The organism is Nonomuraea sp. NPDC050783 (assembly GCF_040802095.1).
Lineage (GTDB): Bacteria > Actinomycetota > Actinomycetes > Streptosporangiales > Streptosporangiaceae > Nonomuraea.
In genome coordinates this window covers 136801-163619 of sequence record NZ_JBFAHK010000013.1, presented here as the reverse complement: position 1 = coordinate 163619, position 26819 = coordinate 136801, and the positions used below count along the sequence as shown (strand labels likewise).

General features: G+C 74.1%; 26 protein-coding genes and 1 pseudogene. 12 read left to right on the top strand and 15 right to left on the bottom strand.

The features are described 5' to 3' along the window. Positions 1-117 precede the first annotated feature (117 nt). Positions 118-1050 (bottom strand): polyphosphate kinase 2, encoded by a 933-nt coding sequence (gene ppk2, locus AB0H75_RS31030; RefSeq protein WP_367802382.1) that lies wholly within the window; start codon positions 1048-1050, stop codon positions 118-120. 113 nt (positions 1051-1163) lie between these two features. Between ppk2 and AB0H75_RS31025 the strand changes: the two genes are divergently transcribed. The 3 genes from AB0H75_RS31025 to AB0H75_RS31015 all read left to right on the top strand — a co-directional run bounded on the left by AB0H75_RS31025 (position 1164) and on the right by AB0H75_RS31015 (position 5141). Further along, entirely contained in the window at positions 1164-2000 is an 837-nt protein-coding gene (locus tag AB0H75_RS31025; RefSeq protein ID WP_367802380.1) for a helix-turn-helix transcriptional regulator, read from the top strand. Positions 2001-2044: 44 nt separating this feature from the next. Beyond that, entirely contained in the window at positions 2045-3007 is a 963-nt protein-coding gene (locus AB0H75_RS31020; RefSeq protein ID WP_367802378.1) for a zinc-binding alcohol dehydrogenase family protein, read from the top strand. Between the two features lie 76 nt (positions 3008-3083). Further along, on the top strand, positions 3084-5141 hold the full coding sequence (locus tag AB0H75_RS31015; protein ID WP_367802376.1) for a SpoIIE family protein phosphatase: 2058 nt from the start codon (positions 3084-3086) through the stop codon (positions 5139-5141). A 173-nt stretch (positions 5142-5314) separates the two neighbouring features. On the opposite strand, the gene AB0H75_RS31010 is transcribed toward AB0H75_RS31015, so the two are convergent. The 4 genes from AB0H75_RS31010 to AB0H75_RS30995 all read right to left on the bottom strand — a co-directional run bounded on the left by AB0H75_RS31010 (position 5315) and on the right by AB0H75_RS30995 (position 10319). Next, complete coding sequence (locus tag AB0H75_RS31010) at positions 5315-8098, bottom strand: FAD-binding and (Fe-S)-binding domain-containing protein (protein WP_367802374.1); 2784 nt, start codon at positions 8096-8098, stop codon at positions 5315-5317. Between the two features lie 57 nt (positions 8099-8155). Further along, positions 8156-9007, bottom strand: a complete 852-nt coding sequence (locus AB0H75_RS31005) for a fumarylacetoacetate hydrolase family protein (protein ID WP_367802372.1) — start codon at positions 9005-9007, stop codon at positions 8156-8158. 76 nt (positions 9008-9083) lie between these two features. Beyond that, positions 9084-9881, bottom strand: coding sequence for an IclR family transcriptional regulator (locus AB0H75_RS31000; protein ID WP_367802370.1), 798 nt, complete (start codon positions 9879-9881; stop codon positions 9084-9086). Between the two features lie 57 nt (positions 9882-9938). Beyond that, positions 9939-10319, bottom strand: a complete 381-nt coding sequence (locus AB0H75_RS30995) for an STAS domain-containing protein (protein WP_367802368.1) — start codon at positions 10317-10319, stop codon at positions 9939-9941. Positions 10320-10573: 254 nt separating this feature from the next. On the opposite strand from AB0H75_RS30995, the gene AB0H75_RS30990 reads away from it, so the two are divergent. Together AB0H75_RS30990 and AB0H75_RS30985 are read left to right on the top strand one after the other, a co-directional pair. After that, a complete protein-coding gene (locus tag AB0H75_RS30990; RefSeq protein ID WP_367802366.1) occupies positions 10574-11005 on the top strand; it encodes an ATP-binding protein in 432 nt (143 codons plus the stop codon). 515 nt (positions 11006-11520) lie between these two features. Then, positions 11521-12435 carry an IS982 family transposase gene (locus tag AB0H75_RS30985; RefSeq protein ID WP_367802364.1) on the top strand — a complete coding sequence of 305 codons (915 nt, stop codon included), beginning with the start codon at positions 11521-11523 and terminating at the stop codon, positions 12433-12435. Between the two features lie 25 nt (positions 12436-12460). Here AB0H75_RS30985 and AB0H75_RS30980 read toward each other — a convergent pair whose 3' ends face one another. From AB0H75_RS30980 to kdgD, 7 genes and pseudogenes are all read right to left on the bottom strand, one after another. After that, entirely contained in the window at positions 12461-13252 is a 792-nt protein-coding gene (locus AB0H75_RS30980) for a cytochrome P450 (protein ID WP_367802700.1), read from the bottom strand. A 148-nt stretch (positions 13253-13400) separates the two neighbouring features. Next, positions 13401-13784: pseudogene (locus AB0H75_RS30975) on the bottom strand (cytochrome P450); the annotation flags it as partial. Between the two features lie 215 nt (positions 13785-13999). Beyond that, a complete protein-coding gene (locus AB0H75_RS30970) occupies positions 14000-14341 on the bottom strand; it encodes a DUF5713 family protein (protein ID WP_367802362.1) in 342 nt (113 codons plus the stop codon). A gap of 168 nt (positions 14342-14509) precedes the next feature. Next, the gene (locus tag AB0H75_RS30965) at positions 14510-14986 is read right to left on the bottom strand and encodes a hypothetical protein (RefSeq protein WP_367802360.1); all 477 of its coding nucleotides are present in this window, start codon (positions 14984-14986) and stop codon (positions 14510-14512) included. 109 nt (positions 14987-15095) lie between these two features. Beyond that, positions 15096-16130: a C45 family autoproteolytic acyltransferase/hydolase gene (locus tag AB0H75_RS30960; protein ID WP_367802358.1), complete on the bottom strand. Its 1035-nt coding sequence runs from the start codon at positions 16128-16130 to the stop codon at positions 15096-15098. A 63-nt stretch (positions 16131-16193) separates the two neighbouring features. Further along, positions 16194-17537, bottom strand: a complete 1344-nt coding sequence (locus AB0H75_RS30955) for an enolase C-terminal domain-like protein (RefSeq protein ID WP_367802356.1) — start codon at positions 17535-17537, stop codon at positions 16194-16196. 5 nt (positions 17538-17542) lie between these two features. After that, positions 17543-18457 (bottom strand): 5-dehydro-4-deoxyglucarate dehydratase, encoded by a 915-nt coding sequence (gene kdgD / locus AB0H75_RS30950; protein WP_367802354.1) that lies wholly within the window; start codon positions 18455-18457, stop codon positions 17543-17545. Positions 18458-18699: 242 nt separating this feature from the next. On the opposite strand from kdgD, the gene AB0H75_RS30945 reads away from it, so the two are divergent. The 3 genes from AB0H75_RS30945 to AB0H75_RS30935 are packed head-to-tail and all read left to right on the top strand — an operon-like array spanning position 18700 to position 21197. Further along, positions 18700-19443, top strand: a complete 744-nt coding sequence (locus tag AB0H75_RS30945) for an SDR family oxidoreductase (RefSeq protein ID WP_367802352.1) — start codon at positions 18700-18702, stop codon at positions 19441-19443. Between the two features lie 48 nt (positions 19444-19491). Beyond that, positions 19492-20496: an RNA polymerase sigma factor SigJ gene (gene sigJ / locus AB0H75_RS30940; protein ID WP_367802351.1), complete on the top strand. Its 1005-nt coding sequence runs from the start codon at positions 19492-19494 to the stop codon at positions 20494-20496. Further along, positions 20493-21197 carry a hypothetical protein gene (locus AB0H75_RS30935; protein ID WP_367802349.1) on the top strand — a complete coding sequence of 235 codons (705 nt, stop codon included), beginning with the start codon at positions 20493-20495 and terminating at the stop codon, positions 21195-21197. Before sigJ ends, AB0H75_RS30935 begins: the two co-directional genes overlap by 4 nt. A gap of 187 nt (positions 21198-21384) precedes the next feature. Here AB0H75_RS30935 and AB0H75_RS30930 read toward each other — a convergent pair whose 3' ends face one another. Further along, the gene (locus AB0H75_RS30930; RefSeq protein ID WP_367802347.1) at positions 21385-22131 is read right to left on the bottom strand and encodes a CHAP domain-containing protein; all 747 of its coding nucleotides are present in this window, start codon (positions 22129-22131) and stop codon (positions 21385-21387) included. Positions 22132-22420: 289 nt separating this feature from the next. On the opposite strand from AB0H75_RS30930, the gene AB0H75_RS30925 reads away from it, so the two are divergent. The 4 genes from AB0H75_RS30925 to AB0H75_RS30910 are packed head-to-tail and all read left to right on the top strand — an operon-like array spanning position 22421 to position 25756. Next, positions 22421-23320 carry an ABC transporter ATP-binding protein gene (locus tag AB0H75_RS30925; protein WP_367802345.1) on the top strand — a complete coding sequence of 300 codons (900 nt, stop codon included), beginning with the start codon at positions 22421-22423 and terminating at the stop codon, positions 23318-23320. Next, positions 23317-24021 carry an ABC transporter permease gene (locus tag AB0H75_RS30920; protein WP_367802343.1) on the top strand — a complete coding sequence of 235 codons (705 nt, stop codon included), beginning with the start codon at positions 23317-23319 and terminating at the stop codon, positions 24019-24021. The genes AB0H75_RS30925 and AB0H75_RS30920 overlap by 4 nt, the downstream gene beginning before the upstream one ends. Next, complete coding sequence (locus tag AB0H75_RS30915) at positions 24018-25166, top strand: sensor histidine kinase (RefSeq protein WP_367802341.1); 1149 nt, start codon at positions 24018-24020, stop codon at positions 25164-25166. Before AB0H75_RS30920 ends, AB0H75_RS30915 begins: the two co-directional genes overlap by 4 nt. Further along, entirely contained in the window at positions 25163-25756 is a 594-nt protein-coding gene (locus AB0H75_RS30910) for a response regulator (RefSeq protein ID WP_367802339.1), read from the top strand. The genes AB0H75_RS30915 and AB0H75_RS30910 overlap by 4 nt, the downstream gene beginning before the upstream one ends. A gap of 86 nt (positions 25757-25842) precedes the next feature. Here the strand turns inward: AB0H75_RS30910 and AB0H75_RS30905 are convergent, their stop codons facing one another. Next, complete coding sequence (locus AB0H75_RS30905; protein WP_367802337.1) at positions 25843-26169, bottom strand: DUF2218 domain-containing protein; 327 nt, start codon at positions 26167-26169, stop codon at positions 25843-25845. Between the two features lie 104 nt (positions 26170-26273). Further along, positions 26274-26777 carry a MarR family winged helix-turn-helix transcriptional regulator gene (locus AB0H75_RS30900; RefSeq protein WP_367802335.1) on the bottom strand — a complete coding sequence of 168 codons (504 nt, stop codon included), beginning with the start codon at positions 26775-26777 and terminating at the stop codon, positions 26274-26276. Positions 26778-26819: the final 42 nt, after the last annotated feature.

Here is a 26819-nt window from a genome sequence, read left to right as displayed (position 1 = left end):
GCCACGACGTCCCCGCCCCTCGTCGCCTCGCGCTCGCACCATAGTCGTCAAAGGACGTGGGATGAATGCCTGATGGAAACGCGTCGGGCGGTCCGGAAGCCCGGCCCGCGGCGGGCGTCACGACGGCTCGAGCAGCGCGTGGTCCTCGTCGAAGATGTCGCCCGCGGAGATCACGATGAGCGGGTCGGGCTCCCCGACGACCTGGTGGTCCTTGCCGTCGTAGTCGAAGAGGCTGAGCACGTACCGCATGGCCTCCAGCCGGGCGCGCTTCTTGTCGTTGCTCTTGATGACCGTCCAGGGGGCGCACTCGGTGTCGGTGTGCAGGAACATGTCCTCCTTGGCGCGGGTGTAGTCGTCCCACTTGTTCAGCGAGGCCAGGTCCATCGGCGACAGCTTCCACTGCCTGACCGGGTCCACCTGGCGGATGATGAACCGGGTGCGCTGCTCGGCCCGTGACACCGAGAACCACAGCTTCACCAGGTGCAGGCCCGACTCCACCAGCAGGCTCTCCAGCCGCGGCACCTGCTCCATGAACTCCAGGTACTCCTCATCGGTGCAGAAGCCCATGACCCGCTCCACGCCCGCCCGGTTGTACCAGGAGCGGTCGAACATCACGATCTCCCCCTTGGCCGGCAGGTGGGCGATGTAGCGCTGGAAGTACCACTGGTTGCGCTCGCGCTCGCTCGGCTTCTCCAGCGCCACGACGGTCGCGCCGCGCGGGTTCAGGTGCTCGGTGAAACGCTTGATCGTGCCGCCCTTGCCGGCGGCGTCGCGGCCCTCGAACAGGATCACCAGCCGCCGGCCCGTCTCCTTGATCCAGTACTGCAGCTTGACCAGCTCGATCTGGAGCAGCCGCTTGTCCCGCTCGTAGACGTCCCTGGCCAGGCGCTCGTCGTAGGGATAGTGCTGGCGCCAGGTGTCGACCGGCCGGCCGTCGGCGCGCAGCAGCACGGGATCGTCGTCCTCGCGGTCGTCCACCCACAGCCCGGGGGTGGAGTCGAGCAGGTCCGGTCGCTGATCCTGGGCATCGGTGGGAGTGGTGGCGTCCATGGCGCTCTTCTTCACGCAGAAGCGGCAGGTTATGCGCGTACGAGGCGGGATTTCCAGAAGTTCACCTCGCGGACGGCTCCTGTCACGCCCCCGGGGCACACCCTTTAGGGTGGATGGCCGTGACAGCCAACCAGTCCCGCCGTGACCAGCTCAAGGAGTTCCTGCGCGCCAAGCGGGAGGGCCTGCGGCCCGCCGACGTCGGCATGCCCGACGCGGGCCGCCGCCGCACCCCCGGGCTGCGCCGGGAGGAGGTGGCCGTGCTCGCCGGCGTCGGGGTGTCCTGGTACACCTGGCTGGAGCAGGGACGCGACATCAAGGTCTCCGACGCCGTGCTGGACGCCGTCGCCCGCGCGCTGCGGCTCGACGAGGCCGAGCGCACGCACCTGTACGTCCTGGCCGGCCTCAACCCGCCCGACCCGGCGGGCCGCCCCGGCGAGCCGGTGAGCGGGCCGCTGCGCGCCGTCCTGGACGGCTGGATGCCCAACCCGGCGCACGTGCTCGACCGGCACTACAACCTGGTGGCGGTGAACGACGCCGCCCGGTGGGTGTTCGGGTTCGACGACGAGGTCGGCAACTGCATGGTGGCCTTCTTCACGCACCCGGTCTACCGGGGCCGGTTCACCTCGTGGCAGGAGTTCGCCCCCGACATGGTCGCCGACTTCCGGGCCAGCGCCGCCCGCTACCCGGACGATCCGGTCTTCGGCCGGATCGCCGACGAGCTGCGCGCGGCCAGCCCGGAGTTCGCCGAGCTGTGGGCGCGGGCTGACGTGCGCTCCCGCTCCCAGGGGGTCAAGGCCATCACGCACCCCCAGGCGGGGGAGCTGGTCTTCGAGTACTCGCTGTTCCGGATGCCGGACCGCCCCGACCTCAACGTGGTCCTGCACACCCCGCATCCCGACACCGACACCAGGCGGAAGGTGGAAAGCCTGGTGGTGACACACCCAGGATGAGCCGACACTGCCTGACCGGCGGCCCGGGCAGCACGATGGACGTCATGAGAGCGATCACGATCCCCGCCTTCGGCGACGCCGACGTCCTCCGTCTCGACGAGGTCACCACCCCCGAGCCCGGCCCCGGCCAGGTGGCCATCGACGTGGCCTACGCCGGAGCCAACTTCGCGGAAATCCTCTACCGGCAGGGCGTGGTGGACGTCCCGCTGCCGTTCGTGCCCGGCATCGAGGTGTCCGGCCGGATCCGGGCGCTCGGCCCGGGCGTCACGCACCTGCGGGTCGGCCAGCAGGTCGCCGCGCTGACGATCGTCGACAGCGGCGGGTACGCCGAGGTGGTGACCACGTCCGCGGAGCTGGTGGCGCCGCTGGACGGCCTCGACCTGAAGCCGGCCGTCGCGGCGGCGCTGCCGTCCAACAGCACCACCGCCTTCCTGGTGCTCGACCGGGTGGCCCGCATCGAGCCGGGGGAGAGTGTGCTCGTGCACGCCGCGGCGGGCGGCGTCGGCAGCCAGCTCGGCCAGGCCGCCCGGCTGCTGGGCGCGGGCCGCGTGGTGGGCACCGTGGGCAGCCCCGGCAAGATCGAGGCGGCCCGGGAGTTCGGCTACGACGAGGTGGTGCTGCGCGACCGGGCGGAGCAGGCCGGGCGGTTCGACGTCGTGGTGGACATGGTCGGCGGGCCGTCCCGCCGCGCGAGCCTGGACCTGCTCGCCCCGATGGGCCGCATGGTGGTGATGGGCAACGCCTCCGGCGCCGAGGACGTCGGCATCCCGGCCAACGAGCTGTGGTTCACCAACAAGACGGTCTCCGGGTTCAACCTGGCCGCGTTCTCCGCCGCCTTCCCCGAGCAGGCCGGCCGCGCGCTGCGCCGGGCGGTGGCCGCGGCGGCGCGCGGCGAGCTGCGGGTGCGGGTGGAGTCGCTGCCGCTGGAGCAGGCCGCGCAGGCGCACCGGCGCATCGAGTCCGGCGGCAGCACCGGCAAGCTCGTGCTGGAGGTCGGGCGCGGCTGAGCCCTCGGCCGGGACGTTCCCGCCGGTCGCGGCGGGGTAGGGCTTGCGGAGACCGTGACCATCGGGGGAGGTCACCATGGGGGCTGTCAGCGGCCAGGGGGGCAGCGGGCTGGCGTTCGAGGTGCTGGATCCGGCGCCGCTGGGGGTGGCGGTGACGCGGGGCCCCGGGCACCGGCTGATCTACACCAACGCCATGTACCGGGCCCAGTTCAGCGACCCCCGGGGCGAGATGCCGATGGAGGAGGGGTTCACCGAGTTCGTCAACCTGCACTACCGCCGGCAGTTCGACCACGTCTACACCACCGGCGAGCCGATCGTCACCACGGCCGAGCCCGAGCCCTCGGAGGGGACGCCCCACGAAGGCAGGGAGCGCTTCTTCACCTCCAGCCTGTCACGCGTCGTCTTCGGCCCCGGCGACCACGGCGTGCTGGTCATGGTGATGGACGTGACCGAGCAGGTCACCGCCGCGCGGCGGGTGGCGGCCCTCGCCGAGGGACGCCGCCGCGCCCTGCGGCGCTACGAGAGCCTGATGCGGGTCAGCGCGCAGATCTTCTGGGTGACCGACAGGGAGGGCTACGTCAGCGAGCGCAGCCCGAGCTGGGAGCGGGTGACCGGGCAGTCGTGGGAGGAGTACCGCGGCCAGGGCTGGCTGCGCATGGTCCACCCCGAGGACCGCCGGGCCACGGTGAAGTCCTGGTCGCGGGCGGTCGAGAACATCACCGGCATCTGGGAGCACGTCTACCGGCTGCGTACCATCGGCGGCTACCGGCACTTCCAGCTCCGCGCGGTGCCGATCTGCGAGAACGGCCGGGTCGTGGAGTGGGTGGGCACGAGCACCGACATCGAGGAGGAGTGGCAGGAGCAGCGGCGGCAACGCCTGCTGGACCGCGCCGCCGCGGCCACCGCGCGGCTGCGGAGCCTGGAGGAGATGCTCGGCGCGCTGGCCGACGTGATCGTGCCGGAGCTGGCCGACGGCTGCGGCGTCTACCTGGTCACCGACCTCATCGACGGGCGGGACGGCGGCCAGCCGCTCGTCGTCGAGCGCCTGGCCACCGCCGCGCGGGCCGGCCTGGTGCGCCTGCCGCCCTACAGCGAGGAGCGCCTGGCCGCCGGCAACGCCTTCACCAAGGCCATCCGCCGCCGGCGGCCCCTGCTGAAGACGTTCCCGGCCGGCTCGCCCCCGCCGGACGCCGCGCCCTGCGGCACGCTGCCCTGGCTGGAGGCCAACGACGCCAACGCCATGCTGATCCTGCCCGTCGTGGTGGACGGCGCGGTGCCCGCGGTGGTCGGCGTGGTGACCTGCGGCGACCGCCCGCCGATCGGCCGGGCCGACACCAAGCTCCTGAGCCAGATGTTCGACCACGCCCACGACACCCTGAGCCGGGCCATCCGCTTCCAGCGGGCCCAGCAGGTCGCGCTGGCCCTGCAGTACAGCCTGCTCGCCGAGCCGCCGCGGCTGCCCGGCCTGCGCATCGCGGCCCGCTACCGGGCCAGCCCGGCCGCGGCGGAGGTGGGCGGCGACTGGTACGACTCCTTCGTCCTGCCCGACGGCGTCCCGGTGCTGGTCATCGGCGACGTGTCCGGCCACGACCTCAACGCCGCCGTCGCCATGAGCCAGCTGCGTAACATGCTGCGGGCCCTGGCGATGGACCGCCGCGAGCCGCCGGGCGACATCCTCGCCCGGCTCAACACCTCGATGGAGTCGCTGTCGGAGGAGGTCACCGCCACCTGCGTGTACGCCCGCGTGGAGCAGTGCGACACCGGCCCCCGGCTGCACTACGCGGTGGCCGGGCATCCGCCGCCGCTGCTGCTCACGCCCGGCCGCCAGGGGCGCTACCTGGACGACGCGGTCAGCCCGCTGCTCGGCTTCCCGTACGCGGTGCCGCGCGTGTCGCGGATGACGCCGCTGCCGCCGGGCGGCACGGTCCTGTTCTACACCGACGGTCTGGTCGAGCGGCCGGGCGAGCATCTGGACCGCGGCCTGGAGCGGCTGCGGCTGGCGGCCGAGCGGCTCGCGGACCGGCCCGTGGACAAGTTCTGCGACCAGCTGCTGAGCCGGCTCCCGACGACCGGCCTGGACGACATCGCCGTCATAGCCCTGCGGCTGCCCGCCGGCCACGAAGAGTGCGGCTGAAAAGGCGGCGGGAAACCCCTCCTGGCCCGCGCCGGGCAGGCGGTGCAGCGAGCTCTTGGGCAGCCCGAGCCGGGTGGCGAGCTCGTCGAGCGTCACGCCCCTGCTGTGCTTGCCGATCTCCTGCCGGATCGGCGGGGCGCGGTCGACGCTCCCCACCGGGGATCGGGCCTCAGTCACACAGTGCACTGGTCCAGGAGTTCGAGAAGGTGGTGGTAGGGCTCGCCGGTGGCGCGGGTCAGGCCCAGCTCGCAGGTACGGTTGACCGAGGCGTGCGCCGCGTACCTCCCGGCCCGCACGGCGGCGGCCTCGGCACGGGTGGCCGAGGCGGTCAGCTCGGGGTGCAGCAGGCCGCGGTCGCCGGCGAAGGCGCAGCACTGCCAGCCCTCCGGGATCACCACCCGCTCGGCGACGGCCCCCGCGATCGCGGCGATGGCGGCGTCGAGGCCGAGCTGCGTGGAGGAGCAGGTGGGGTGCAGGGCCAGGGACGGCAGCCGCCGCTCGACGCTCAGCCGGGGCAGCAGGTGCTCGGCGGTGTAGGCGACAGCGTCCACGACCTCCAGGCCGAGGCGGTGGAAGCCCTCGGTGCAGGAGGCGGCGTCGGTGACCACCGGGAGGCGGCCGTCGCGGGTGGCCGCGCGCACGGCGTCGCGCACCCGGCCGGACATGGCCCGGTGGCCCTCGGCGTGGCCCTTGGACGACCACGGGGTGCCGCAGCACAGCGAGCCGATCCCCTCCGGCACGTGCAGCCGCACGCCCGCGCGCCGGGCCAGCCGCGCGAAGGCGATCATCACGCCCGGCCCGCCGTCCGCGGGGGCGAACATGGTGTTGAGGCAGGACGGCAGGTAGACCACGTCGGCGTCGGGATCGAGGACCGGGCGGCGGCGCATCCCGCCGCGCGGCAGGTCGCGGCTCCACCGCGGGACGGCCTCGGCGCCGGCCAGGGCGCGGGCGGCGCCGCCGGCCGCCTCGGGCAGCGCGGGCGGGGCCGCGGCGGCGGTGTCCAGGGCCAGGCTCATCGCCCGGGTGACGCCGTCCCAGTGCCTGGCGGCGCTCTTCCACGCCGTGCGGGCGGCGCGGCCGTGGCGCTCGGCGCGCAGCCGCTTGGTCAGGTCGCCGGTGTTGATGCCGACCGGGCAGGCGGTGGCGCACATGCCGTCCACCGCGCAGGTGTCCACGGCGTCGTAGCCGTAGGCGGCCTCCAGCTCGCGGGCCAGCTCGTGCTCGCCCGCCTCGCGGGCGGCCGCCAGCTCGCGGCGCAGCACGATGCGCTGGCGCGGGGTGGTCGTCAGGTCGCGGCTGGGGCAGACCGGCTCGCAGTAGCCGCACTCCACGCAGCGGTCCACCTCGGGCTCGACGGTGACGACGTGCTTGAGGTCGCGCAGGTGGGCGTCGTCGTGGTCGGTCAGGACGACGCCGGGGTTGAGCGTGCCCCTGGGGTCGCACAGGCGCTTGACCTCGCGCATCACGTCGTAGAGCTCGTCGCCGTACTGGCGGCGCACGAACGGCGCCATCACCCGGCCGGTGCCGTGCTCGGCCTTGAGCGTGCCGCCCCGCTCCAGCACCGCGTTCACCATGTCCTCGGTGAAGTCGGCGTAACGGTCGAGGCCGGTGGCGAAGCGCTCGTTGAGCATGAAGTGCAGGTTGCCGTCCTTGGCGTGGCCGAAGACGACGCTGCGCTCGTAGCGGTGCCTGGCGAACAGGGCGGTCAGCTCGTCGCACAGGTCCGCGAGGGCGGCGACCGGGACGGCGACGTCCTCCAGCAGCGCGGTGGTGCCCGAGGGGCGGGCGCCGGCGACCGCGGCGTACAGGCCCTTGCGGATGTGCCACAACCCGGCCCGGCCGCCCGGGTCCCGGCTGAGCCGGGCGGGCACGGCCAGCTCCAGCTCGGCGAGGGCCCGCCCGGCGGCCCGCTCGCGCTCGGCCAGCAGGTCCGGGTCGGACTCCTGCCACTCGACCAGCAGCGCGGCGTGCCCGGCGACGTCCAGGGCGCGCAGCAGGTCGTCGGCCTTCGGGTCGGACTGGGCCACCCGCAGGGACTCGGCGTCCAGCAGCTCGACCGCGGCCGGCTCGGCGGCGACCAGGGCGGGCATGGCGGCCATCGCCTGGTGCAGGGTCGGGAAGAGCAGCAGGCCGGTGGCGGCCAGCGGGTGCGCGGGCACGGTACGCAGCACCGCCTCGGCCACGAACCCCAGCGTGCCCTCGCTGCCGATGATCAGGTGGGCCAGGATCTGCGCCGGGGAGTCGTGGTCGAGGAAGCTGTTGAGGCCGTACCCCATGGTGTTCTTGAGCGAGAACTGCTGCCGGACGCGGCGCACCGAGTCGGGGTTGCCGCGGATCCGGTCGCGCAGCCGGGCCAGGCCCTCCGCGAGCGCGGGTTCGAGCGCCCGCAGCCGCTCGTCGGCGTCCGGCGCGCCGGTGTCCAGGACGGTGCCGCTGGGCAGCACGACCGTCATCGACTCCAGCGTCCGGTACGTGTTGGCGTGGGTGCCGCAGGTCATGCCGCTGGAGTTGTTGGCCACCACGCCGCCGATGGTGCAGGCCGACTCGCTGGCCGGGTCGGGGCCGAGCTTGCGGCCGTAGGGGGCCAGGCGGGCGTTGACCTGGCGCAGCACCGCGCCCGGCTGCACCCGCACCCGCTCCCCGCCGTCCAGCACCTCGATCGCGCGGAAGTGCCGGCGGGTGTCCACCAGCAGGTGCTCGCTCACCCCCTGGCCGCTGAGGCTGGTGCCGCCGGAGCGGAAGGTGAGCGGCAGGCCGGTACGCAGCAGCGCCGCCACCTGCTCCGCGCTCCGCGGCACCAGCACGGCCTGGGGGGTGAGCAGGTAGTGCGAGGCGTCGTGCGCCATGCCGAGCCGGTCGGCGGGCCGGGTGCGGGCGATGCCCGGCACCGCCGCCTCCACCCGGGCGAGGACGGCTGGGTCGGGCGCGGCCAGTCGGCGCGGTTCGGAACGGGTCACGATCGTGCTCTCTTCACTGGGACTTCCGGGAACGCGGGCCGTGCGGTCGCCGTGCGGTTACCGCCGTGGGCCCACGACGTGCTGGCGCTGGCTGCCCAGGCCGTCGATGCCGAGCTCCATCACGTCGCCCGGCCGCAGCCAGATCGGCGGGTCGAAGCCCATGCCGACCCCCGGCGGGGTGCCGGTGTTGATCAGGTCGCCCGGCTCCAGCACCATGAACTGGCTCAGGTGGTGCACGATGACGTACGGGTCGAAGATCATCGTCTTGGTGGTGCCGGTCTGCCGGCGCACGCCGTTGACGTCCAGCCACATGCCGAGGTTCCGCACGTCCGCGATCTCGTCCGGGGTGACCAGCCACGGCCCGGCCGGGTTGAACGTCTCGGCCGACTTGCCCTTGCTCCACTGGCCGCCGCGCTCCATCTGGAAGGCGCGCTCGCTGACGTCGTTGACCACGCAGTAGCCCGCGATGTGCGCCGCGGCCTCCTCCACCGAGTCCAGGTAGGAGGTGCGCCTGCCGATCACGATGCCCAGCTCCACCTCCCAGTCGGTCTTGGTCGCGCCGCGCGGGATGCGTACCTCGTCGTTCGGGCCGATCAGCGTGTTGGGCGACTTGGTGAACAGGATGGGCTCGCTGGGGACGGCCTGGCCGGTCTCGGCGGCGTGGTCGCTGTAGTTCAGCCCGATGCACAGGATCTGGTGAGGGCGGGCGATCGGCGCGCCGATCCGCTCACCGGCGAACTCCCGCCGCTCCCCGGTGGCCACCCGCTCGGCCAGCAGGGCCGGGCCGCCGGCGGCGAAGAACCGCTCGTCGAAGTCGGCGGTGACGTCGGAGACGTCCACGTAGTGGCGCTCGTCCACCCGCACGACCGGCCTTTCGGCTCCGGGCGCGCCCAGACGCATCAAATACACGAGGTGCCTCTTCTCAGCAGGGGGTTCTCAACAGGGGTTCCAGCAAGGCGGGGGCAGGCCGCGCCGTCGTCGAGCGTCACGCGGGCTCCTTTCCTGCCACGATGGCCCTGATGGCGGGCAGGTCGTCGATGAGGGACCGCAGCGGGGTGCGGTAGGCCAGGCCGCTGACGCTGATCGCGCCGCTCGGCGTGGTGGGCGAGGTCAGGTAGGCCGGCACCGCCAGGCAGTTGACGCCCGGCTCGTTCTCCTGGTCGTCGGTCGCGTAGCCCTGGGCGCGCACGCGCTGCAGCTCGGCGTGCAGCTGCTCGGCCGTGCCGAGGGAGCGCGGGGTGGGGCGGTGCAGGGTCCGGCCGCCCACCCAGGCGCGCACCGCGGCCTCGTCCGGCAGCGCGTGGGCCAGCAGCACCTTGCCGACCGCGGTGCAGTGCGCCGGGTTGCGGCCGCCGACCACCGAGGTCAGCCGGACCGCGCCGGCGGCCGGGTCGAGCTTGGAGCGGTAGATCACCGAGGGGCCCTCCAGCACCGCGTAGTGCACGGTCTCGCCGTGCCGCTCGCACAGCGCCTTGAGCACCGGCATCACCCGTACGTGGTCAGGACGGGCCTCGTGATGGGCGAAGGCCATCCGCAGGAACTCGTCGCCCAGCACGTAGCGGCCGTGCCCATGCTGGGCGGCCAGGCCGGCCCGGCGTAAGGCGGCCAGCGCGCGGTGGACGGTGGGCTTGGGGCTGGACACGGCCCGGGCCATCTCCTCCAGCCCGATGCCGTCGGGATGGCGGGCCAGCTCGGCCAGGACCGCCAGGACCCGATCGGAACCGACGAGCTTGGATCCGGGGTCGGGCTCGGCGGCCGGATCACCGGGATTCTCTGCCGACACGTTCCGAAGGTTAGACCATCGTTCCGCTAAACGGAAGCTGGCGCTCCGGCGGGGCGTTCAGTCCCCGGACGGCGGCGATCCGCCGGCCGTCGGGTCGTCGTCGAGGCTCAGCACCGCCTCGGCCACGGTGGGGAACAGCGGCAGCAGGCCGTGCGAGCCCGGCTGCGTCAGCACGCGCCGGACGTGCGCCCGCGCGCCCGCCACCGCCATCCGGCCGCCCCGCTCCCGCAACCCGCCCGCCAGCCGGACCAGCACGTCGTACCCGAAGTCGTCCAGCACGTCGAGCCGGCTCACCTCCAGGATCAGCCGGGGGGCCTCCCCGGCCAGCAGCTGCGCCTCGCGTTCGAGGTCGGTGGCGGTGACCGCGTCGATGCGTTCGTGCAGCACGATCGCCGTCCAGCTCCGGCGATAGTCCGGGACGCCTCTCTGCGCCGCCACCGTGGTGCTCCTCCATGCCTGACCGTGGCCTACCACTGCCCGCTTTCCGGCGAAACGGTCTCAGGATCGCATGGTCATCGGCGGGCGCGTCCCGAACCGCGTCACGAACCGCGGCGGGAAGCCCCGGCGCCGGGGACGGGCACGGGCGGCGTGGGCTGGAGGCTTGTCGATTTCTTATGATGTGCCGGATCGGTGTCACCCGTAGTATTTGCTGCTGCACGGGGATGGAGCAAGGGACGGATCAGGCGGTGTCCATGGGCGAGTCGTTCGGATTGCACGTTCCGATCGGTGACGACCTGGCCCGGCTACGTGACGTGGTGGGCGCCTTCGCCCTCGACGCCGGGCTGGACCGGCAGCGCGTGGACTCGCTGGTCCTGGCCGTCAGCGAGGCGGCCAGCAACGTGCTGGAGCACGCGCGGGCGCCCGGCACGGTGAGCGCCCGCAGCGACGCCGAGGGCGTGACGGTGCAGATCGTCGACGAGGGCGGCACGCTGACCCACGACCACCTCGACCTCACCCCGCAGTGGCCGCCGCGGCGCGGCATGGGCCTGTGGGTGATCCGGCAGGTGTGCGACCGCGTGTCGCTCGATCACCCGGACGGCCGCTCGCGGCTGGAGCTGTTCATGCGCCGCGAGCCGGCACCCGGCCCGCGAGAGGTCTCCCACCAGCACCGGGCCGACGCCTGAGCCCGGCGGCCCGCCCGTCGCGGGGCGGTCCGCCGGTTCCTTCTCCCGGAGCGGGTCTCAGCAGGCGGCGAGAGTCCGCGGCGGCCCGTACGCCTGCCTGGCGCCCGCCTGTACTCCCAGCTCTTCGGCGCGGGCTGCGGCGCGCCCTCCCGCGACCACAACACCTCCTCGACCTCCAGCGTCACGGTGCGGCCGATGAGCCCCTCGCCCCGCTCCACCTCGCTCGTGGCGGGACCTGCCGCTCGGCCGCGGCCGAGACGACCACCACGTGATCGGCGTAGGTCACCCAGTCGGTGGCGGTGACGCTGGGCAGGCGATCGTCGCCGTCGGCGAGGAGGACCTGCCGCGCCGGTGAGGGCGCCCGCGAGCAGTCCGCGCCGCCTCCCCGCTGCGGGTACGTGCCGCGCCGCGCTCTCCGATTCGTGCTTCACGTGACCCTCTAGATGATTGATTTCAAGGGCTGCAGATCAGCTGTTCGGCTGCGGACATGAAGCGATGGCGTTCAAGATCCGTTTGTGACGACAGAACTGAACACCCTCGCGACAGCACTGTACGTGAAGATCGACGATCAGCTGATCGCTTTCCCTGACCTGGCCCCGGAACGTCCTGAGGTTGGCATCCAGCCCCGGCTCGGTGACGCCGAACCGGTCACCCTGGCGGTGCTGTCGGCGCTGCTCGGCTTCACCTCCGAGCGGCGCTGGCTGCGCTACGCCCGCGCTCACCTGACCGGCCTGTTTCCCTGCCTGCCCGGCCAGTCCGGCTACAACAAGCGCCTGCGCGCCGCCACCGCCCTGGTGCTGCACCTGATCCGCATCCCCGGCCGGGACACCAGCCTGTGGAGCGATGACGTGTGGGTGGCCGATTCCACGCCGGTGGAGTGTGGCCGTTCCCGGCAGAGCGCGCAGCGCTCGGACCTGGCCGGCTGGGCCGAATACGGCTACTGCGCCTCCCACTCCCGCTTCTTCTGGGGCCTGCGCCTGCACCTGCTGTGCACCCTGGGAGGCCTGCCCGTCGCTTTTGCCCTGACCGGTGCCAAGGCCGACGAACGCACCACCTTGCTGGGCATGCTCGCCACCGACCCGGACCTGCTCGAGCGCCACCGCGGCCAGGACCTGATCGCCGATATGCAGTACTACGGCCGCGACTTCGAACACGCCCTGGCCGGCGATGGCATCCGCCTGCTGCGCAAGGCCCGCAAGGGCGAGCTCCCACGCCCAGGCGCGCACCTGTTCAAGCCACTGCGCCAAACCATCGAATCCATGAACCAGACCCTCAAGGGCCAGCTCGACCTCGAACGACACGGCGGACGCACCCTCGCAGGCGTCGCCATCCGCGTGATCACCCGCATCCTGGCCCTGACCAGCGTGATCTGGCACAACGACAAGACCGGCCAACCCATCGCCCGATCACTTACCGCCTACGACCACTGATCCCAAATCCCTTGGAATCAATCATCTAGGCTGACTGTCCTTCCGCGCTCGGGCGGGGACGGAACTCGGCGCGCAGGCCCGCGGGCGCGAGGCGTCCGCGCGGCGCCGGCTCGGCGGCGGCCGCGTCGGGGGCGTGCACGTGGTAGCGCTGCGCGATGCGGGAGACGGCGAGGGTGAGCTGGCGCAGCGCCGGCGCGGACCCCGGGCAGTAGCGGGGGCCGGCCCCGAACGGCAGGTACGTGCCGGGCGCGGGCCGCGCGTCGCGCCACCGGGACGGGTCGAACTCCTCCGCGCGCGGCCACCAGCGCGGGTCGCGATGGATCAGGTACGTCGTGGACAGCACCTCGTCCCCCGGGCGCAGCCGCCAGCGGCCGAAGGCGACGTCGGCGCGGGCGATCCGGCTCATCGTCCACGCCGGGGGAGCCAGCCGCAACGTCTCCCTGACGACCGCCTCGGCCAGCGGCAGCCGCCCCTGGAGCGGCGCCCCCGCCCGCGACGGGCAGACCGGGATCGCGGCGGCCTGCCCGGAGAGCACGCCTTCCGTCGTGAGCGCACTCTCCGCGGCGAGCGCGGCCTCCCCGGCGAGGGTGGCTTTCGCGGCGAGGTCGGCTTCTGCGGCGAGGGTGGCTTCCGTGGCAAGGTCGGCTTCTGCGGCGAGCGCGGCCTCCGTGGCAAGGTCGGCTTTTGCGGCGAGGTCGGCTTCTGTGGCGAGGTCGGCTTCTGTGGCGAGCGCGGCGGCCAGGGTGGGGCGGAGGGCCAGCTCGCGGACCACGGACGTCAGCGCGGCGGCCGGCACGCCGTGCCCGCCGATCAGCACGCTCCACAACGCGCTGACCACCTCGCCGTCGCCCAGCGGGGGACGGGCGGCGAGCAGGACGCCGAGCAGGCCGCCGCGCCGGGGGCGGGCCGAAGCACAGCTCGGTCACGGTCCGCGCGGTGACGTCGAGCATCAGCGCCAGCACGTCGGCAGGACGTCCCGCCGTGCGGGCGAGCGCGTCGTCCAGGATCGCGACGGTCCGGGCGTCCAGGCGCGCGGCCGCGGCGTCGGTGAGCGCGGGACGCAGCACGCGGCGCGCCCGCATCCACGACCGGACCGCCTCGCCCGCCGCGCCCGGCTCCGGCTCCTTGCCGAACGGCGCGGCCTCCGTGACGTAGTCGCGGTTGGTGGCCGTCAGGACCTGGTGGGCCAGGCGCGGGTCGATGGTGAAGACGGTCCGGTCGTCGAAAGAGAACACGTCGCCGTGCTCACGATGGTGCCGGCGCAGGAAGGCGAGACGGTCACGGTCGTAGTCGGCGGCGTTGCCCAGCAGCCAGTGGCCGCGCGGCCCCGGAGGGCGTGCCGCGTCCAACGGCCGGGCCGCTCACTTGCCGTAGTGGTAGGGCCAGTAGGGGTACTTGCCGCTGACGCGGGCCTTGCCGAACAGGCGGGCGGTCACCTGACGCAGCACTCGCACGTTGTCCTCATCCTCCTCGCTGGGTCGAGCCGGATGACGTGACTATCGCTCACGTCTACCACCCGGTCAATACGCCCCGGCCCCACCGCCGAGGGGGGAGGAGGGGCGGCTCACCACTCGCGGGGCGCGATCAGCTCCTCGATGTCGGCCTCGGGGAACCCGTAGGCCGTGGCCACGAACCAGAAGTCCTCGGCGATCACCTCGCGGGCCACCGTCTCGATCTCGCTCCCCGCCGCGTCGAACTCGGCCTCCAGGTCGTTGAACTCCTCGGTGGCCGCGTGGGTCAGGGTGTAGAGCGCGTCGAGATCGGCCGGCCGCTCGGACTCGATGCGCTCGCACAGCCGCACCAGGATCTCCCTGCCCTGGTCCACGACGTGGTCGGGATAGTAGGCGTCGGCGTACATGCCCTTGAGGAAGGCATGGCCCGCGACGCGCGGATCGGTGGGGGGCACTGCGGTCTCCTGTCTCGCCGGTGGTCCGATGGTCCGGTGAGTCGATCCTGCCCGCCGCCACCGACAGTTTCCGGCGCGGGCGGGCGGGTCACGACGGCGGCCCCGGTCAGGCTCGGCCCGTCCTCGGCGGTGCCGTCCGCGTGCGTGCCCGCCGTCGCCGGCAGGGCCTCACGCCCACGCTCTGATCTCGCTGAACAGCCGGAGCGTCACCGGCCGCGGCCGCAGCCACGACGAGCCGGGCAGGTGCAGGCTCCCCGACGGGAACACCGTCTCCAGCACGATCTTCACATAGGGCCGGCCGCCGGGGATCTCGGCGCACACGGCCGACACGGGCGAGCACACCTCCCGGTTGCCGTACCGCAGCCGGCCGTGCCCGTCGCGGTCGAGATCCGCCGCCTCCCAGCACAGCACCGGCGGCTCGCCGTGCCGTTCCCGCCCGGGCGGCAGCAGCGGCAGCCGCAGGTCGAAGCCGGCCAGCGCGCCGCCGGGCCGCAGGTAGAAGGAGCCGTCGAGGCGGGGCGGCGCGCACAGCAGCCGGATGCCCTCGCGGCCGCTCGTCGTCAGCCTCGCCTCGGTCGCCTCCAGGACGATCTGCCACGCGCCCGGCCGCCACGCGCCGGGTTCGATGTGTGAGGACGTCGCCATGGTTCACCTCGCTGTGCGGTTCGTACGCCCGTCACCTTCAAGACGCGCACCGCCCGCCGCGTGTGACAACCGGCCCGTCCCTGAGGCGGACATCACATCACGGGCGCGCTCACGCCGCCGTCCAGCCCGGCTCGATCCACTCCGCCCGTCCCGGCAGGCCGGGCCGGAAGCGGGCGCGCGGCCGGGGGCCCAGCTCGTAGCAGACCGAGCCGAACGTCCGGGTGGGCCACTCCGGCCGGCCCGGGACGCAGATCGGCACGGTGTCGTCGGCGAGCAGTTCCTCGGCCTCGTGCGGCGGGCCGTCCGGGCGCAGGTTCTCCTCCAGGAAGCGCAGCCGGTCCTCCGAGTCGCGGACGCGGCCCGCGCGGCGGAGCTTGTCCAGGGCGTCGGCGTCGAGGTCGGTGCTGGCCAGCGGGTGGTTGGTGTGGGTGAGGCGGCCCTCGCGCAGGGGCACGGGCGTCGCGCCGGCCGCCGAGCACTCCAGGCTGTCGAGGCCCGAGGCGTCGCCGACGGCGTAGTGCTGGCCGCTGGCGTGGTCGAGGCGGCGCAGGAAGTCCACCGCCGTGGCGCGGTCGCGGCGGGCCAGGACGCCGCGGATCACCGCGGCCACCGGCAGTCCGTACGGGTTGCCGGTCAGCATGGCCAGCGTGTTGACGCACACGGCGACGCCCGCCGCGTTGACGCCGGTGAGCGCGAGCAGCCCGGCGGAGGTGAGCACCAGCTGCTCGGGGCCGTCCAGCGGGCGCAGCCGCAGCACGAGCTGGGAGCCGTCCATGAAGGCGGGCAGGTCCATGTTCTGCGCCAGGAAGGGGCGGCCCGCGGATGAGGATCCGACGACGCTGCAGCCGTGCCGGTGCAGGTGCCGCCGGCGCATCCACCAGCTCTCGTCCATCCAGTTGTAGGCCGCGACGTCGGCCGCCGGCACGCCCGCGCCCTCGGCGATGCCGCGCAGCTCGTCGGCGAGGGCGGGCATGAGCCGCCGGACGGTGCCGAGCAGCGGCGAGCCGGTGACCAGCTCGGCGGCGCCCGAGCCGGCCGTGGCCTCGCGCCACGCCTCCAGCGCCTGCCGCACGGCGGGACGCGCCTGCTCGCCGTGCGCCCGCCCCATCTCCAGGGGGCTCCCGGCGCACTCGACGACCGTCATCGTGCTTCGCTCCCGATCATCCTGCGATGGTAGGCGATGTCCTGCTATGTCGTGTCCTGCGGCCTACCGGTCGCGCGGCACCAGGCAGGGACGTTTCGGGTCGAACACCCAGTCCTTGACCAGGTAACGCATCGCCACCGCGTCGTCGCGCGCGCCGAGGCCGTGCTCCAGGTAGCGCTCGTGGGCCTCGGCCAGCGCGTCCCTGTCCAGCTCGACGCCCAGGCCCGGCCCGTCGGGCACGTCGATCCCGCCGCCGGTGATCCGGGGCGGCGCGGTCGTCAGCGCCTGGCCGTCCTGCCAGATCCAGTGGGTGTCCAGGGCGGTGATCTCGCCCGGCGCGGCCGCCCCGACGTGCGTGAACATCGCCAGCGAGATGTCGAAGTGGTTGTTGGAGTGCGAGCCCCAGGTCAGCCCGAAGTCGTGGCAGAGCTGGGCGACGCGGACCGAGCCGGCCATCGTCCAGAAGTGCGGGTCGGCCAGCGGGATGTCCACGGCGGCGGCGCGGACGGCGTGGGCCAGCTCCCGCCAGTCGGTGGCGATCATGTTGGTGGCGGTGGGCAGGCCGGTGGCGCGGCGGAACTCGGCCATCGTCTCCCGCCCGGAGAAACGGCCCTCCGCGCCGCACGGGTCCTCGGCGTAGGCCAGCACGTCGCGCAGCCCCCGGCCGATCCGGACGGCGTCGGCCAGCGGCCAGGCGCCGTTGGGGTCGAGGGTGACGCGCGCGGCGGGGAAGCGGCGGGCCAGCGCCCTGACCGCCTCGGCCTCCTCCTCGCCGGCCAGCACCCCGCCCTTGAGCTTGAAGTCGGTGAAGCCGTAGCGCTCCTGGGCGGCCTCGGCCAGCGCGACCACCGCGTCGGGCGTGAGCGCCTCCCGGCGGCGCAGCCGCGACCAGCGGTCCTCGCCCTCGTCGCCGGTCAGGTACGGCAGGTCCGTGCGGCCGGGGTCGCCGATGTAGAACAGGTAGCCCAGCACCGGCACCCGGTCGCGCCGGCGGCCCTCGCCCAGCAGCTCGCACACGGGCACGCCGAGGTGCTGCCCGTGCAGGTCGAGCAGCGCGGACTCCAGGCCGGTCACCGCGTGCACGGTGGTCCGCAGGTCGAACGTCTGCGTGCCGCGCCCGCCGGCGTCGCGGCCGGCGAAGCGGGCCGACACCTCGCGCAGCAGGCCGCGCAGGCGCGCCACCGGCTGCCCGGCCAGCAGCTCGCCCGCCTCCTCGACCGTGCGGCGGATGGCCTCGCCGCCGGGCACCTCGCCGAGGCCGGTGCGGCCGTCGGAGTCGGTGACGATGACGACGTTGCGGGTGAAGAACGGCCCGTGGGCGCCGCTGAGGTTCAGCAGCATGCTGTCGTACCCGGCGACCGGGACGACCTCCACGCGGGCGACGGCCGGTGCGGCGGCGCTGGACATGCGGCTCACTTGATCGTGTCGATGAGGGCGGTCAGCTCGGCGAGCTCGGCCTCGGTCAGGTTCTGCAGCGGCGGCCGGACCGGCCCGGCGGGACGGCCGACGGCGGCCAGGCCCGCCTTGACGATCGAGACGGCGTACCCCTTCGTCCGGTTGCGGATGTCCAGGTACGGCAGGATGAACTCCCTGATGCGCCGGTAGACGGCCGCGCGGTCCTGGGCGCGCACGTCGGCGTAGAAGTCGAGCGCGAACCGCGGCACGAAGTTGAAGATCGCCGAGGAGTAGGTGCTCATGCCGAGCTGCAGCAGCGGCAGGGCGAAGGTCTCGGCCGTGGGCAGGCCGCCGATGTAGGCCAGGCGGTCGCCGACGCGGGCGTAGATGCGCGTCAGGCTCTCGATGTCGCCGACGCCGTCCTTGAAGCCGATCAGCGTCGGGTTCCGCTCGGTCAGCCGCTCGACGGAGCGGTCGTTGAGCACGGCGTTGGCCCGGCTGTAGACGACCACGCCGAGGCCCGTGGCGCCGCAGACCGCCGACACGTGCTCGACCAGGCCCTCCTGGCCGGCCTCCGTGAGGTAGGGCGGCATCAGCAGCAGCCCGTCGGCGCCGGCCGCCTCGGCGGCCCGGGCCTGCGCGACGGCGGTGGCGGTGCCGCCGGTGGCCGGCGCGAGGACCGGCAGCCGGCCGTCCACCTCGGCCACCGCGGCGCGTACCACCCGGTCGATCTCCTCGGCGGTCAGCGAGAAGCCCTCGCCGGTGCCGCCCGCCGCGAACAGGCCGGCCACCGGGTACTCGCTCAGCCAGGCCAGGTGGTCGCGGTAGCCCGCCTCATCGAACTGCAGGTCGCTGGTGAAGTGGGTGACGGGGAACGACAACAGGCCGCTCCTGAGCCGGTCGGCGAGCTCCTGCGGCGGGAGATGGGGCATGCTGGCGCGTCCTCTGCTCGGGGGAGACCTGACGCCGCCAGGCTAATGACGAGGAGCGATTCCTGTCCAAGTGCGATTATGTATCCGGTGATACCTGGAGAGCATCGACGCCCGGGCCGGTACGGCGGGGCGTTCCAGGAAAAGAATGCGCTGAAGCTGTCACAAGCCGGCCCCCTGCCTTGTCCCAGCTGATGACCGGCCGGCGCCCCCGCGGCCCGGCGGCGACAGGAGGAGAGCTCATCATGAGGATCGTGGTAATCGGCGGAACCGGCCTGATTGGGTCCAAACTGGTGCGGAAGCTGGGCGAGCAGGGCCACGAGGCGGTCGCCGCGTCGCCGAACACCGGCGTCGACACCCTCACCGGTGCAGGGCTGGCCGAGGTGCTGGCCGGCGCCTCGGTGGTGGTGGACGTGTCGAACTCGCCGTCGTTCGAGCGGGCCGCGGTGCTGGAGTTCTTCGAGACCAGCACCCGGAACCTGCTCGCGGCCGAGTCGGCGGCGGGCGTCGGCCACCACGTCGCGTTGTCGATCGTCGGCACCGAGCGCATGCCGGAGAACGGCTACTTCGCCGCGAAGATCGCCCAGGAGCAGCTCATCGAGAAGTCGTCCATCCCGTTCTCGCTCGTGCACGCGACGCAGTTCTTCGAGTTCGCCCGCGGCATCGCCGACGAGGCCACGATCGACGGCAAGGTCCATGTGGCACCCGTACGCTTCCAGCCCATCGCGGGCGACGACGTCGCCGAGGCGGTCGGCCGGGTCGCCACGGGGTCGCCGCTCAACGGCAGGATCGAGATCGCCGGGCCCGACCAGTACCGGATGGACGAGTTCTTCCGCGAGGCCCTGGCCGCCTGGGGCGACCCGCGCGAGGTGGTCACCGACCCGCACGCGCGCTACTTCGGCACCGAGCCGGGCGAGCGGACGCTGGTGCCCGGCGAAGGCGCCGGCCTCGGCCGGCTCCGCTACCGCGACTGGCTCGCCGGGCAGTGAACGGCGTGCCGGAGCACCAGCCCCGTCCGGGGGCTGCCGGGGTGGAAGGTGCCTGAAGCCCCGCCCGCCACCGGAGCGGGCAACGCGCTGGAGCAGGCCGCCGCCGAGGCGGGCAACGCGCTCGAACGGGCCGCCACCGAGGGGGGCAACGCGCTCGAACGGGCCGCCGCGGCTTTCGTCGAGCTGCGGCCGCGCCTGTTCGGCATCGCCTACCGGATGCTCGGCAGCGCCGCCGAGGCCGAGGACATCGTCCAGGAGGTCTGGCTGCGCTGGCAGGCCGCCGACCGGCCGAGCGTGGAGAACCCGCCGGCGTTCCTGGCGCTGGTCACCACCCGGCTGGCGCTCAACGCCGCCCAGTCCGCCCGCGCCCGGCGCGAGTCCTACGTCGGGCCCTGGCTCCCCGAGCCGGTGGACACCAGCGCCGACCCGGCACTCGGCGCCGAGCGCGGCGAAGCGCTCGAACTGGGGCTGCTCCTGCTGCTGGAAAGGCTCACGCCCACCGAGCGGGCCGCGTACGTGCTGCGCCAGGCCTTCGACTACCCCTACGGGCAGATCGCGGACATCCTCCAGCTCAGCCCGGCCAACGCCCGGCAACTCGTCAGCCGCGCCCGCAAGCACCTGACCGCCGGCCGGCGCGAGCGCATCGACAAGAACCAGCACCGCCGCCTGCTGGCGGTGTTCCTCGCCGCCGCCCGGCGGGGCGACGTGGCCGCGCTCGAGGACCTCTTCGCCGCCGACGTCGTCAGCGTCTCCGACGGCAACGGCATGCCGGGGTCGGCCCGGTTCCCGCTGCTGGGCGTCACGCGGGTGGCGCGGTTCCTCGCCGCGTTCGCGTCCCGGTACTGGCGGGACGCGAACGTCACCTGGGTCGAGGCGAACGGGCTGGCCGGCCTGCTCGTGCCCGGGGGCCGCGACGGGGTCGCGCTGCTCGCCGTCGACGCCTCGCCGGCGGGCATCCACCACCTGATGTGGGTGGTCAACCCCGGCAAACTGACCGCCTTCGCCCGCCACCGGCCGGACCGATCGGCGGAGCCCGAGGGCGGCGGGTCGTGACCGGGGAGGGCGCCGAGGCGCTGGCGGAGCTGCTGGACGAGCGGCGGCACCTGCTCGGCGTCGCCCTGTGGCTGTCGGGCTCGGCCGCCACGGCCACTGGCACCACGGCCCCCGGCACCGCGGCCCCCGGCACCACGGCCCCCGGCACCACGGCCACCGCTGCCGTCCTGGCGCACGGCGGCGCGAGGGCGGCCGATGGTGTCGTGGCGCGGGTGGTGCCCGCCGCGGGCGGGCTGCCCGCGGCGGCCGGTGGCACGGCGTGGGGGACGGCAGGCGGGGCCGGGCTCCGGCAGGTGGCGCCGGAGCGGCACGACCGCGCCGTACGCGGGTTCGCGGCGGCCTGCGACGCCGGTGATCCCGCCGCGATGAGGGCCCTGCTGGCCGGGGACGCGGTGGCCGTGAGCGACGGCGGCGGCAAGCTGCGCGCCCCGATCCACCCGGCGCGCGGGGCGGACGCGGTCGCCCGTTACGTCACGGCCCTGCTGGCCGGCCGGCCCGGCGACGAGCCGGCCCTCACCCGCGTGAACGGCCGTACCGGGCTGGTGCTGCGCCACTCCGGCCGGGCCGTGGCCGTGGTCGGCCTGAGCGTCGCCGCCACCGGCATCACAGCCGTATGGATCATCCTGAACCCGGACAAGCTGCGGCACTGGCACCTCTCGCCGCCACGTCCTGCCCCGGGCACGCCCCGCGCCCGGACATGAAAGGCACGACCTTCGTGAACGACTCCGCCGACGGCGTGCTCGGCCTGGAGCTGCGGCTGCCGGCTGCGCGCCGACCTCGTCGTCACCTGGCCCGGGGTCGGCCGGGAGACCACTGTCCCGCTGCTGGCGCGGGCCGGCGCGCTGTGCCCGTGCGCGAGGATGGCCCGCCAGGGCATCCCCGGCACGGTCAGGCTCGCGCCGTAGGGGCGTAGTGGGGGTAGCCGTAGCCGACGACCTGGGAGGCCGGGCGGACCCGCTGCTCGACCTTGCCGTTGCCGGTGTTGCCCTCGATCGTGGAGATCGTGCCGTCGCCGTTGTCCTTGACGACGAACCCGACGTGGTTGATGGCGCTGAGGTCCTTGCTGCCGCTCCAGGAGAAGAACACGACCGCGCCGGGCTTGGCGGCGCTGCCGAAGCGGTGGTTGGCCTGGAACCACTTGGCGTGGGCCACGGTGTAGGCGTCCCAGCCGACCTGCGAGCGGGCGCCGCTCTGCTCGCCGACCCAGGAGACGAACATCGAGCACCACGGGGCGTCCACGTAGGAGGCCGTGCTGCCGCCGCCGTCGCGGGCGATGGTCTCGGCCGCGCGCGGCGAGGAGGCGTACCACTTCTGGAACTTGGTGCCGCCGCCGTTGGCGTCCTCGCTGGTGCCGACCTGGGCCCTGGCGGTGGCCAGGACCTGCTCGGCGGTCACCTTGAGCGCCTTGGAGCCCTCGGCGCCGGCGCTGCCGGTGCTGCCGGTGTCACGGGTCCGCGCGGCCGGGGCCGCGTGGGCGGCCTGATGAGCGACCTGATGGGCGGCGTGCGCGGTGGTGTGCGCGGTGGTGCCGGCGTTGGCGGCGGCGCCGAAGCCGAGCGCGCCGGCGGCGACGGTCGCGCCGAGCGCGGCGCGGGCGAGGTTGACACGGGCATGCGTACGACGGTGCTTGGCCATGCGGAAACTACTCCTGAACGGTGTGTCGTGCGGTGGTCGCTGACAGCGGCGAGGCCGGCTGCCATCGGGGGGCTGTCGCACGGCTCCTGAGAGGGCCTGAGAAAGAAAAGACTGCGACGCCCGAAACGCGGAGGTATGTCATCTCGCGTCGGGTATGTGCAACATAAGCGTGCTCTGGGTAATTCCCGGGCAACGATACGTCCTTGAAACCACCCATGACGTTTGTCATGCCGCCCCGGCTGACGCATCGCACTACCTCGGCGCCACCGCGTTCCCGCAGGCTGGTGCCATGCCGGACGTGCTGGAACTGGAAGACGTACGCAAACGCTACGGGCCCGTCACCGCCCTGGACGGCGTCGGGCTCACCGTGGCGGAGGGGGAGACGGTGGCGCTGCTCGGCCCCAACGGGGCGGGCAAGAGCACGCTGCTGTCCATCGCCCTGGGCCTGCTGAAGCCCACCACGGGCCGGGCCACGGTCCTCGGCCGGCCGCCCGCCGCCGTCCTGCGCGACGGACTGGTGGGCGTGCTGCTGCAGGAGGCCGGCCTGCTGGAGGACGTCCGGGTGCGGGAGCTGGTCGCCGCCGTCGCCGGCATGTACGACCACCCGCCGCCCCTGGCCGCGACCCTACGGGCCGCCCGCGTCGAGGACCTGGCCGACCGGCTGGTGGGCCGGCTGTCGGGCGGGCAGCGGCAGCGGGTCAGGTTCGCGCTCGCCCTGGCCGGCGGCCCCCGCCTGCTGGTGCTCGACGAGCCGACCGTCGGCCTGGACGTGGACGGCCGCCGCGCCCTGTGGCAGGAGGTCACCCGCCGCGGCGCCACCACCGTCTTCGCCACCCACTACCTGGCCGAGGCCGAGACCTACGCCGACCGGGTCGTGCTACTGGCCGGCGGCCGGGTGATCGCCGACGGCCCGGTGGAGGCCGTCAAGGCCCTGGTGGGCGGAGGAGAGGTGCGCTTCGACAGCGGCGGCGGCACCCCCGACGTGGCCCGGCTGCGCGCGCTGCCGGGCGTGCGCGGCGTACGGGTCCACAACGGCACCGTGGCGCTGCGCACCGGCGACTCCGACGCCACCCTGCGGGCGCTGTTCGCCACGTTCGACGACGTCAGGGGCGTACGGACCGAGCGCATCGACCTGGAGAGCGCCTTCGTGAGCCTGACCGGGGGAGACTCGGAGGAGGGGACGGGATGACGGGTTCCTACGTGCGGCTGGAGCTGGTGCGGGCCTTCCGCAACCCGGTCGGGATGACCATGCTGACCGTGTTCCCGCTGCTGCTGTTCCTGCTGTGGGCCAAGGTGCTGACCGTGGCCCCCGCGGACCACTCGATGGTGTCGATGGCCACGTACGGGGCGATGGGCGGCGCGATGTTCGTCGGCGGCGCCATCGCGATGGAACGGGCCGGGGGCTGGCTGCGGCAGATCGCCGTCACCCCGCTGCCCGCCCACGGCTACGTGACGGCCAAGCTGCTCTGTGCCGCCGCCGGGGTGCTGCCCAGCATCCTGGTCGTGCTGGCGGCGGGCGCGCTGTTGGCCGGGGTACGGCTGCCCGCGGGCACGTGGGTGGCGCTGGTGCTGCTCATCTGGACGGGGGTGCTGCCGTTCGCCGCGCTCGGCGTGGCCTTCGGCTACACCTTCCGGGGGCAGCTCGCCGGCCTGGCCATGATGATCGTGTACTTCGGGCTGTCCGTCCTGGGCGGGCTGTGGGTGCCGGTGACGTCGATGCCGCCCGCCATGCGCGCCCTGGCCGAGTACAGCCCCACCTACCAGGTCGGCTCGCTCGGCTGGCGGGCGCTGGAGGGCCACACGCCGACGGGCCTCTCGCTCGCCGTGCTCGCGGGCTGGACGCTGGTGTTCGCCGCGCTGGCGCTGTGGCGTTACCGTCGGGCCTTGTGAGCAGCCTTACGGGCGACCCGATGAACGGGGAAGAGCTCGACCTGAGCCGGGGCCGGGCCGCGGCGCGCGCCGGGTCGTGCGCCTGGCTGGCGCTGCTGGGATGGCCCCTGTGGTCGTTCGCCGGGTCCGGGCCGGCGGCCGGGGCGGCGCTGGGGGTGATCGCGGGGGTCGTGGTCCTCGCGGCGTGCTGGCTGCGCACGATGTGGGGCCTGCTGGGGCCGGCGGGCCGCCCGTCGCCGGGGTGGCCCGCGGGGGTGGTCGCCACGGCGGCGGCGCTGCTGCCCGTGCTGGGGCCGCCGTGGGCGTACGTGAGCTTCGTCTACGTCGTCAGCGCCCTGGTGACGGTGCTGCGCGGGGGCGCCGCCCTCGGCGCGGCGCTGGCGGCGACGGCGGCCGTGGAGGTGGGCGCGCTGGCGGCGTACGGGGTGCCGTTCGGCCAGGTCTGGTGGGTGCCGGTGGCGATCCTCGCCCAGGCGGGCGCGGCGTCGGCGATGCTGCGCATGGGCGTGCTCCTCGCCCGGCTCGACGCCGCCCGCGCCCAGGTGGCCCGGCTCGCGGTGGACAACGAGCGCCTGCGCTTCGCCAGGGACCTGCACGACACCCTCGGCCACACGCTCACCTCGATCACCATCAGCAGCCAGCTCGCCGCCCGGCTGGCCCGCTCCGACCCCGACCGGGCGGCCCGCCGGATGGCCGAGGTGGAGCGGGCCGCCCGCCAGGCGCTCGACGAGGTGCGCCGCGCCGTTGCCGGCTACCGCGGCCTCGCCCTGTCCGGCGAGCTGCGGCAGGCGGCCCGCAGCCTCGCGCTGGCCGGGATCCGCCTGGAGATCTCCCCCGCGGCCGGCCCCATCCCGGCCGCCGCCGAGACGCTGCTCGCCTGGACCGTGCGCGAGGCCGCCACGAACGTCGTCCGCCACAGCGGGGCCCGCCGCTGCTGGATCGACCTCGCCGTGGACGCGCGCACCGCGTCCGTGGAGGTCCGCGACGACGGCACCGGGGGCGACGGGCCCCGCGACGGGGACGGCAACGGGCTGATCGGGCTGGCCGAACGCCTCGCCGCCGCCGGCGGTCACCTGGAGGCCGGCCCGCCGCCGGGCGGCACCGGCTACCGGTTGCGTGCCCGCGTCCCGGTGGAGCGGTCGTGATCCGCGTCCTCGTCGCCGACGACCAGGACCTCGTCCGGGGCGGACTGGCCGCGCTGCTGTCGCTGGAGGACGACATCGAGGTGGTGGCCGAGGTCGGGCGCGGCGACCAGGTGGAGGCCGCGGTGGCCGGGCACCGGCCCGACGTGGTCCTGCTCGACATCGAGATGCCCGGCATGTCCGGCCTGGAGGTCGCCGAACGCCTTCGCGGGCAGCGGGTGGTGATCGTGACGACCTTCGGCAGGCCCGGCTACCTCGCCCGCGCGCTGGAGGCCGGCGTGTCCGGCTTCGTCGTCAAGGACGCGCCGGTCGCCGAGCTGACGGCGGCCGTGCGGCGGGTCATGGCCGGGGAGACGGTGATCGACCCGAAGCTGGCGGTGTCGGCCCTCACCGTCGGGCCGAGCCCGCTCACCCAGCGTGAGACGGAGGTGCTGCGTGCCGCGGCCGGCGGCGCGACCGTCGCCGACATCGCCCGCCGGCTGTTCCTGACCGAGGGGACCGTGCGCAACTACCTGTCCTCGGCGATCGGCAAGACCGGCGCGCGCAACCGGGCCGAGGCGGTGCGGGTGGCCGATTCGCGCGGCTGGCTCTGACCCGCGGCCCGCGCGAGCGGCGCCCGCGCGGCGACGGCCGCTCGCGCGGGCGGCCGCGGGCCCGGGCGGCCGCGGGCCCGGGCGGATCACTCGGGTGCGTCGTTGCGCTGCTCGGTGCCCGTGCTGCCGTCGCCGCGCGTCCACCGGACGACGAGCTCGTCGCGAGCGCCGAACCGCACGAGGTGCCGCCCGACGACGTCCTCCAGGCGTTCCTGGTTGTCGGGGCTGGTCTCGATGCGCAGGTTGAGCACGCCCTCGGCGCACGACAGCTCGGCCCGGCCGCTGCCGTTGAAGTCGAGGGAGCCGGTGGCCGACTCCTCGGCCCACTCGCCGGTGACGCGGCGGCTCAGGTGCGAGACGAGCTGCTTGCCGTAACGGGCCGGCCGGTCGGTGCTGACGGCGGCGGTGCTCACGGCTTCGGGGCTTGGTGACATGAGTTCCCCCGTTATGGATGGTTCGGATGCGTTCGTAGTGGTGTGCAGGCACCAGTCTGCCACCGCCGTCCCCCGGCGAGCCGTCAGGCGTCGGGCCAGCCCAGGGGGAAGTGCTGGCCGGGCGGGGCCTCGCCGCCGGCCTGGTTGAAGGCGTTCATGGCGGAGACCAGCGCCCGGCACTGCTCGGGGGTCATGCGGGAGACGACGGCCGCGATCTCCTCGCGGCGGCGGGCCATCACGTCGTCGACGAGGCGGCTGCCCTCGGGGGTGAGGCGCATCAGGCTCTCGCGGCGGTTGTGCGGGTTGACCTCGCGGACGACGAGCCCGGCGGCGGCGAGGCGGTCGGCCATGCGCATGGCGGTGGAGCTGTTGACGTCGAGCAGGTCGGCCATGGTGACGAGCTTGGTCTCGCCGTGCAGGGACAGCACCACCAGCATGCGAAACTGGGGAAGGGTGACCCGGTCCTGGGCGGCGTCCAGGGAGCGGGCGGTGATGGCCACCAGCAGCCGCGAGCCGGCGAGGACGGCCGAGATGACGGCGTCGAGGTCGTCGGCGGTCATCCGGTCGCCCGGTGAGGGCTGTTCCATGCGGACAGTTGTACACGCTCGCGGCAGCGGCAGCGGCAGCGG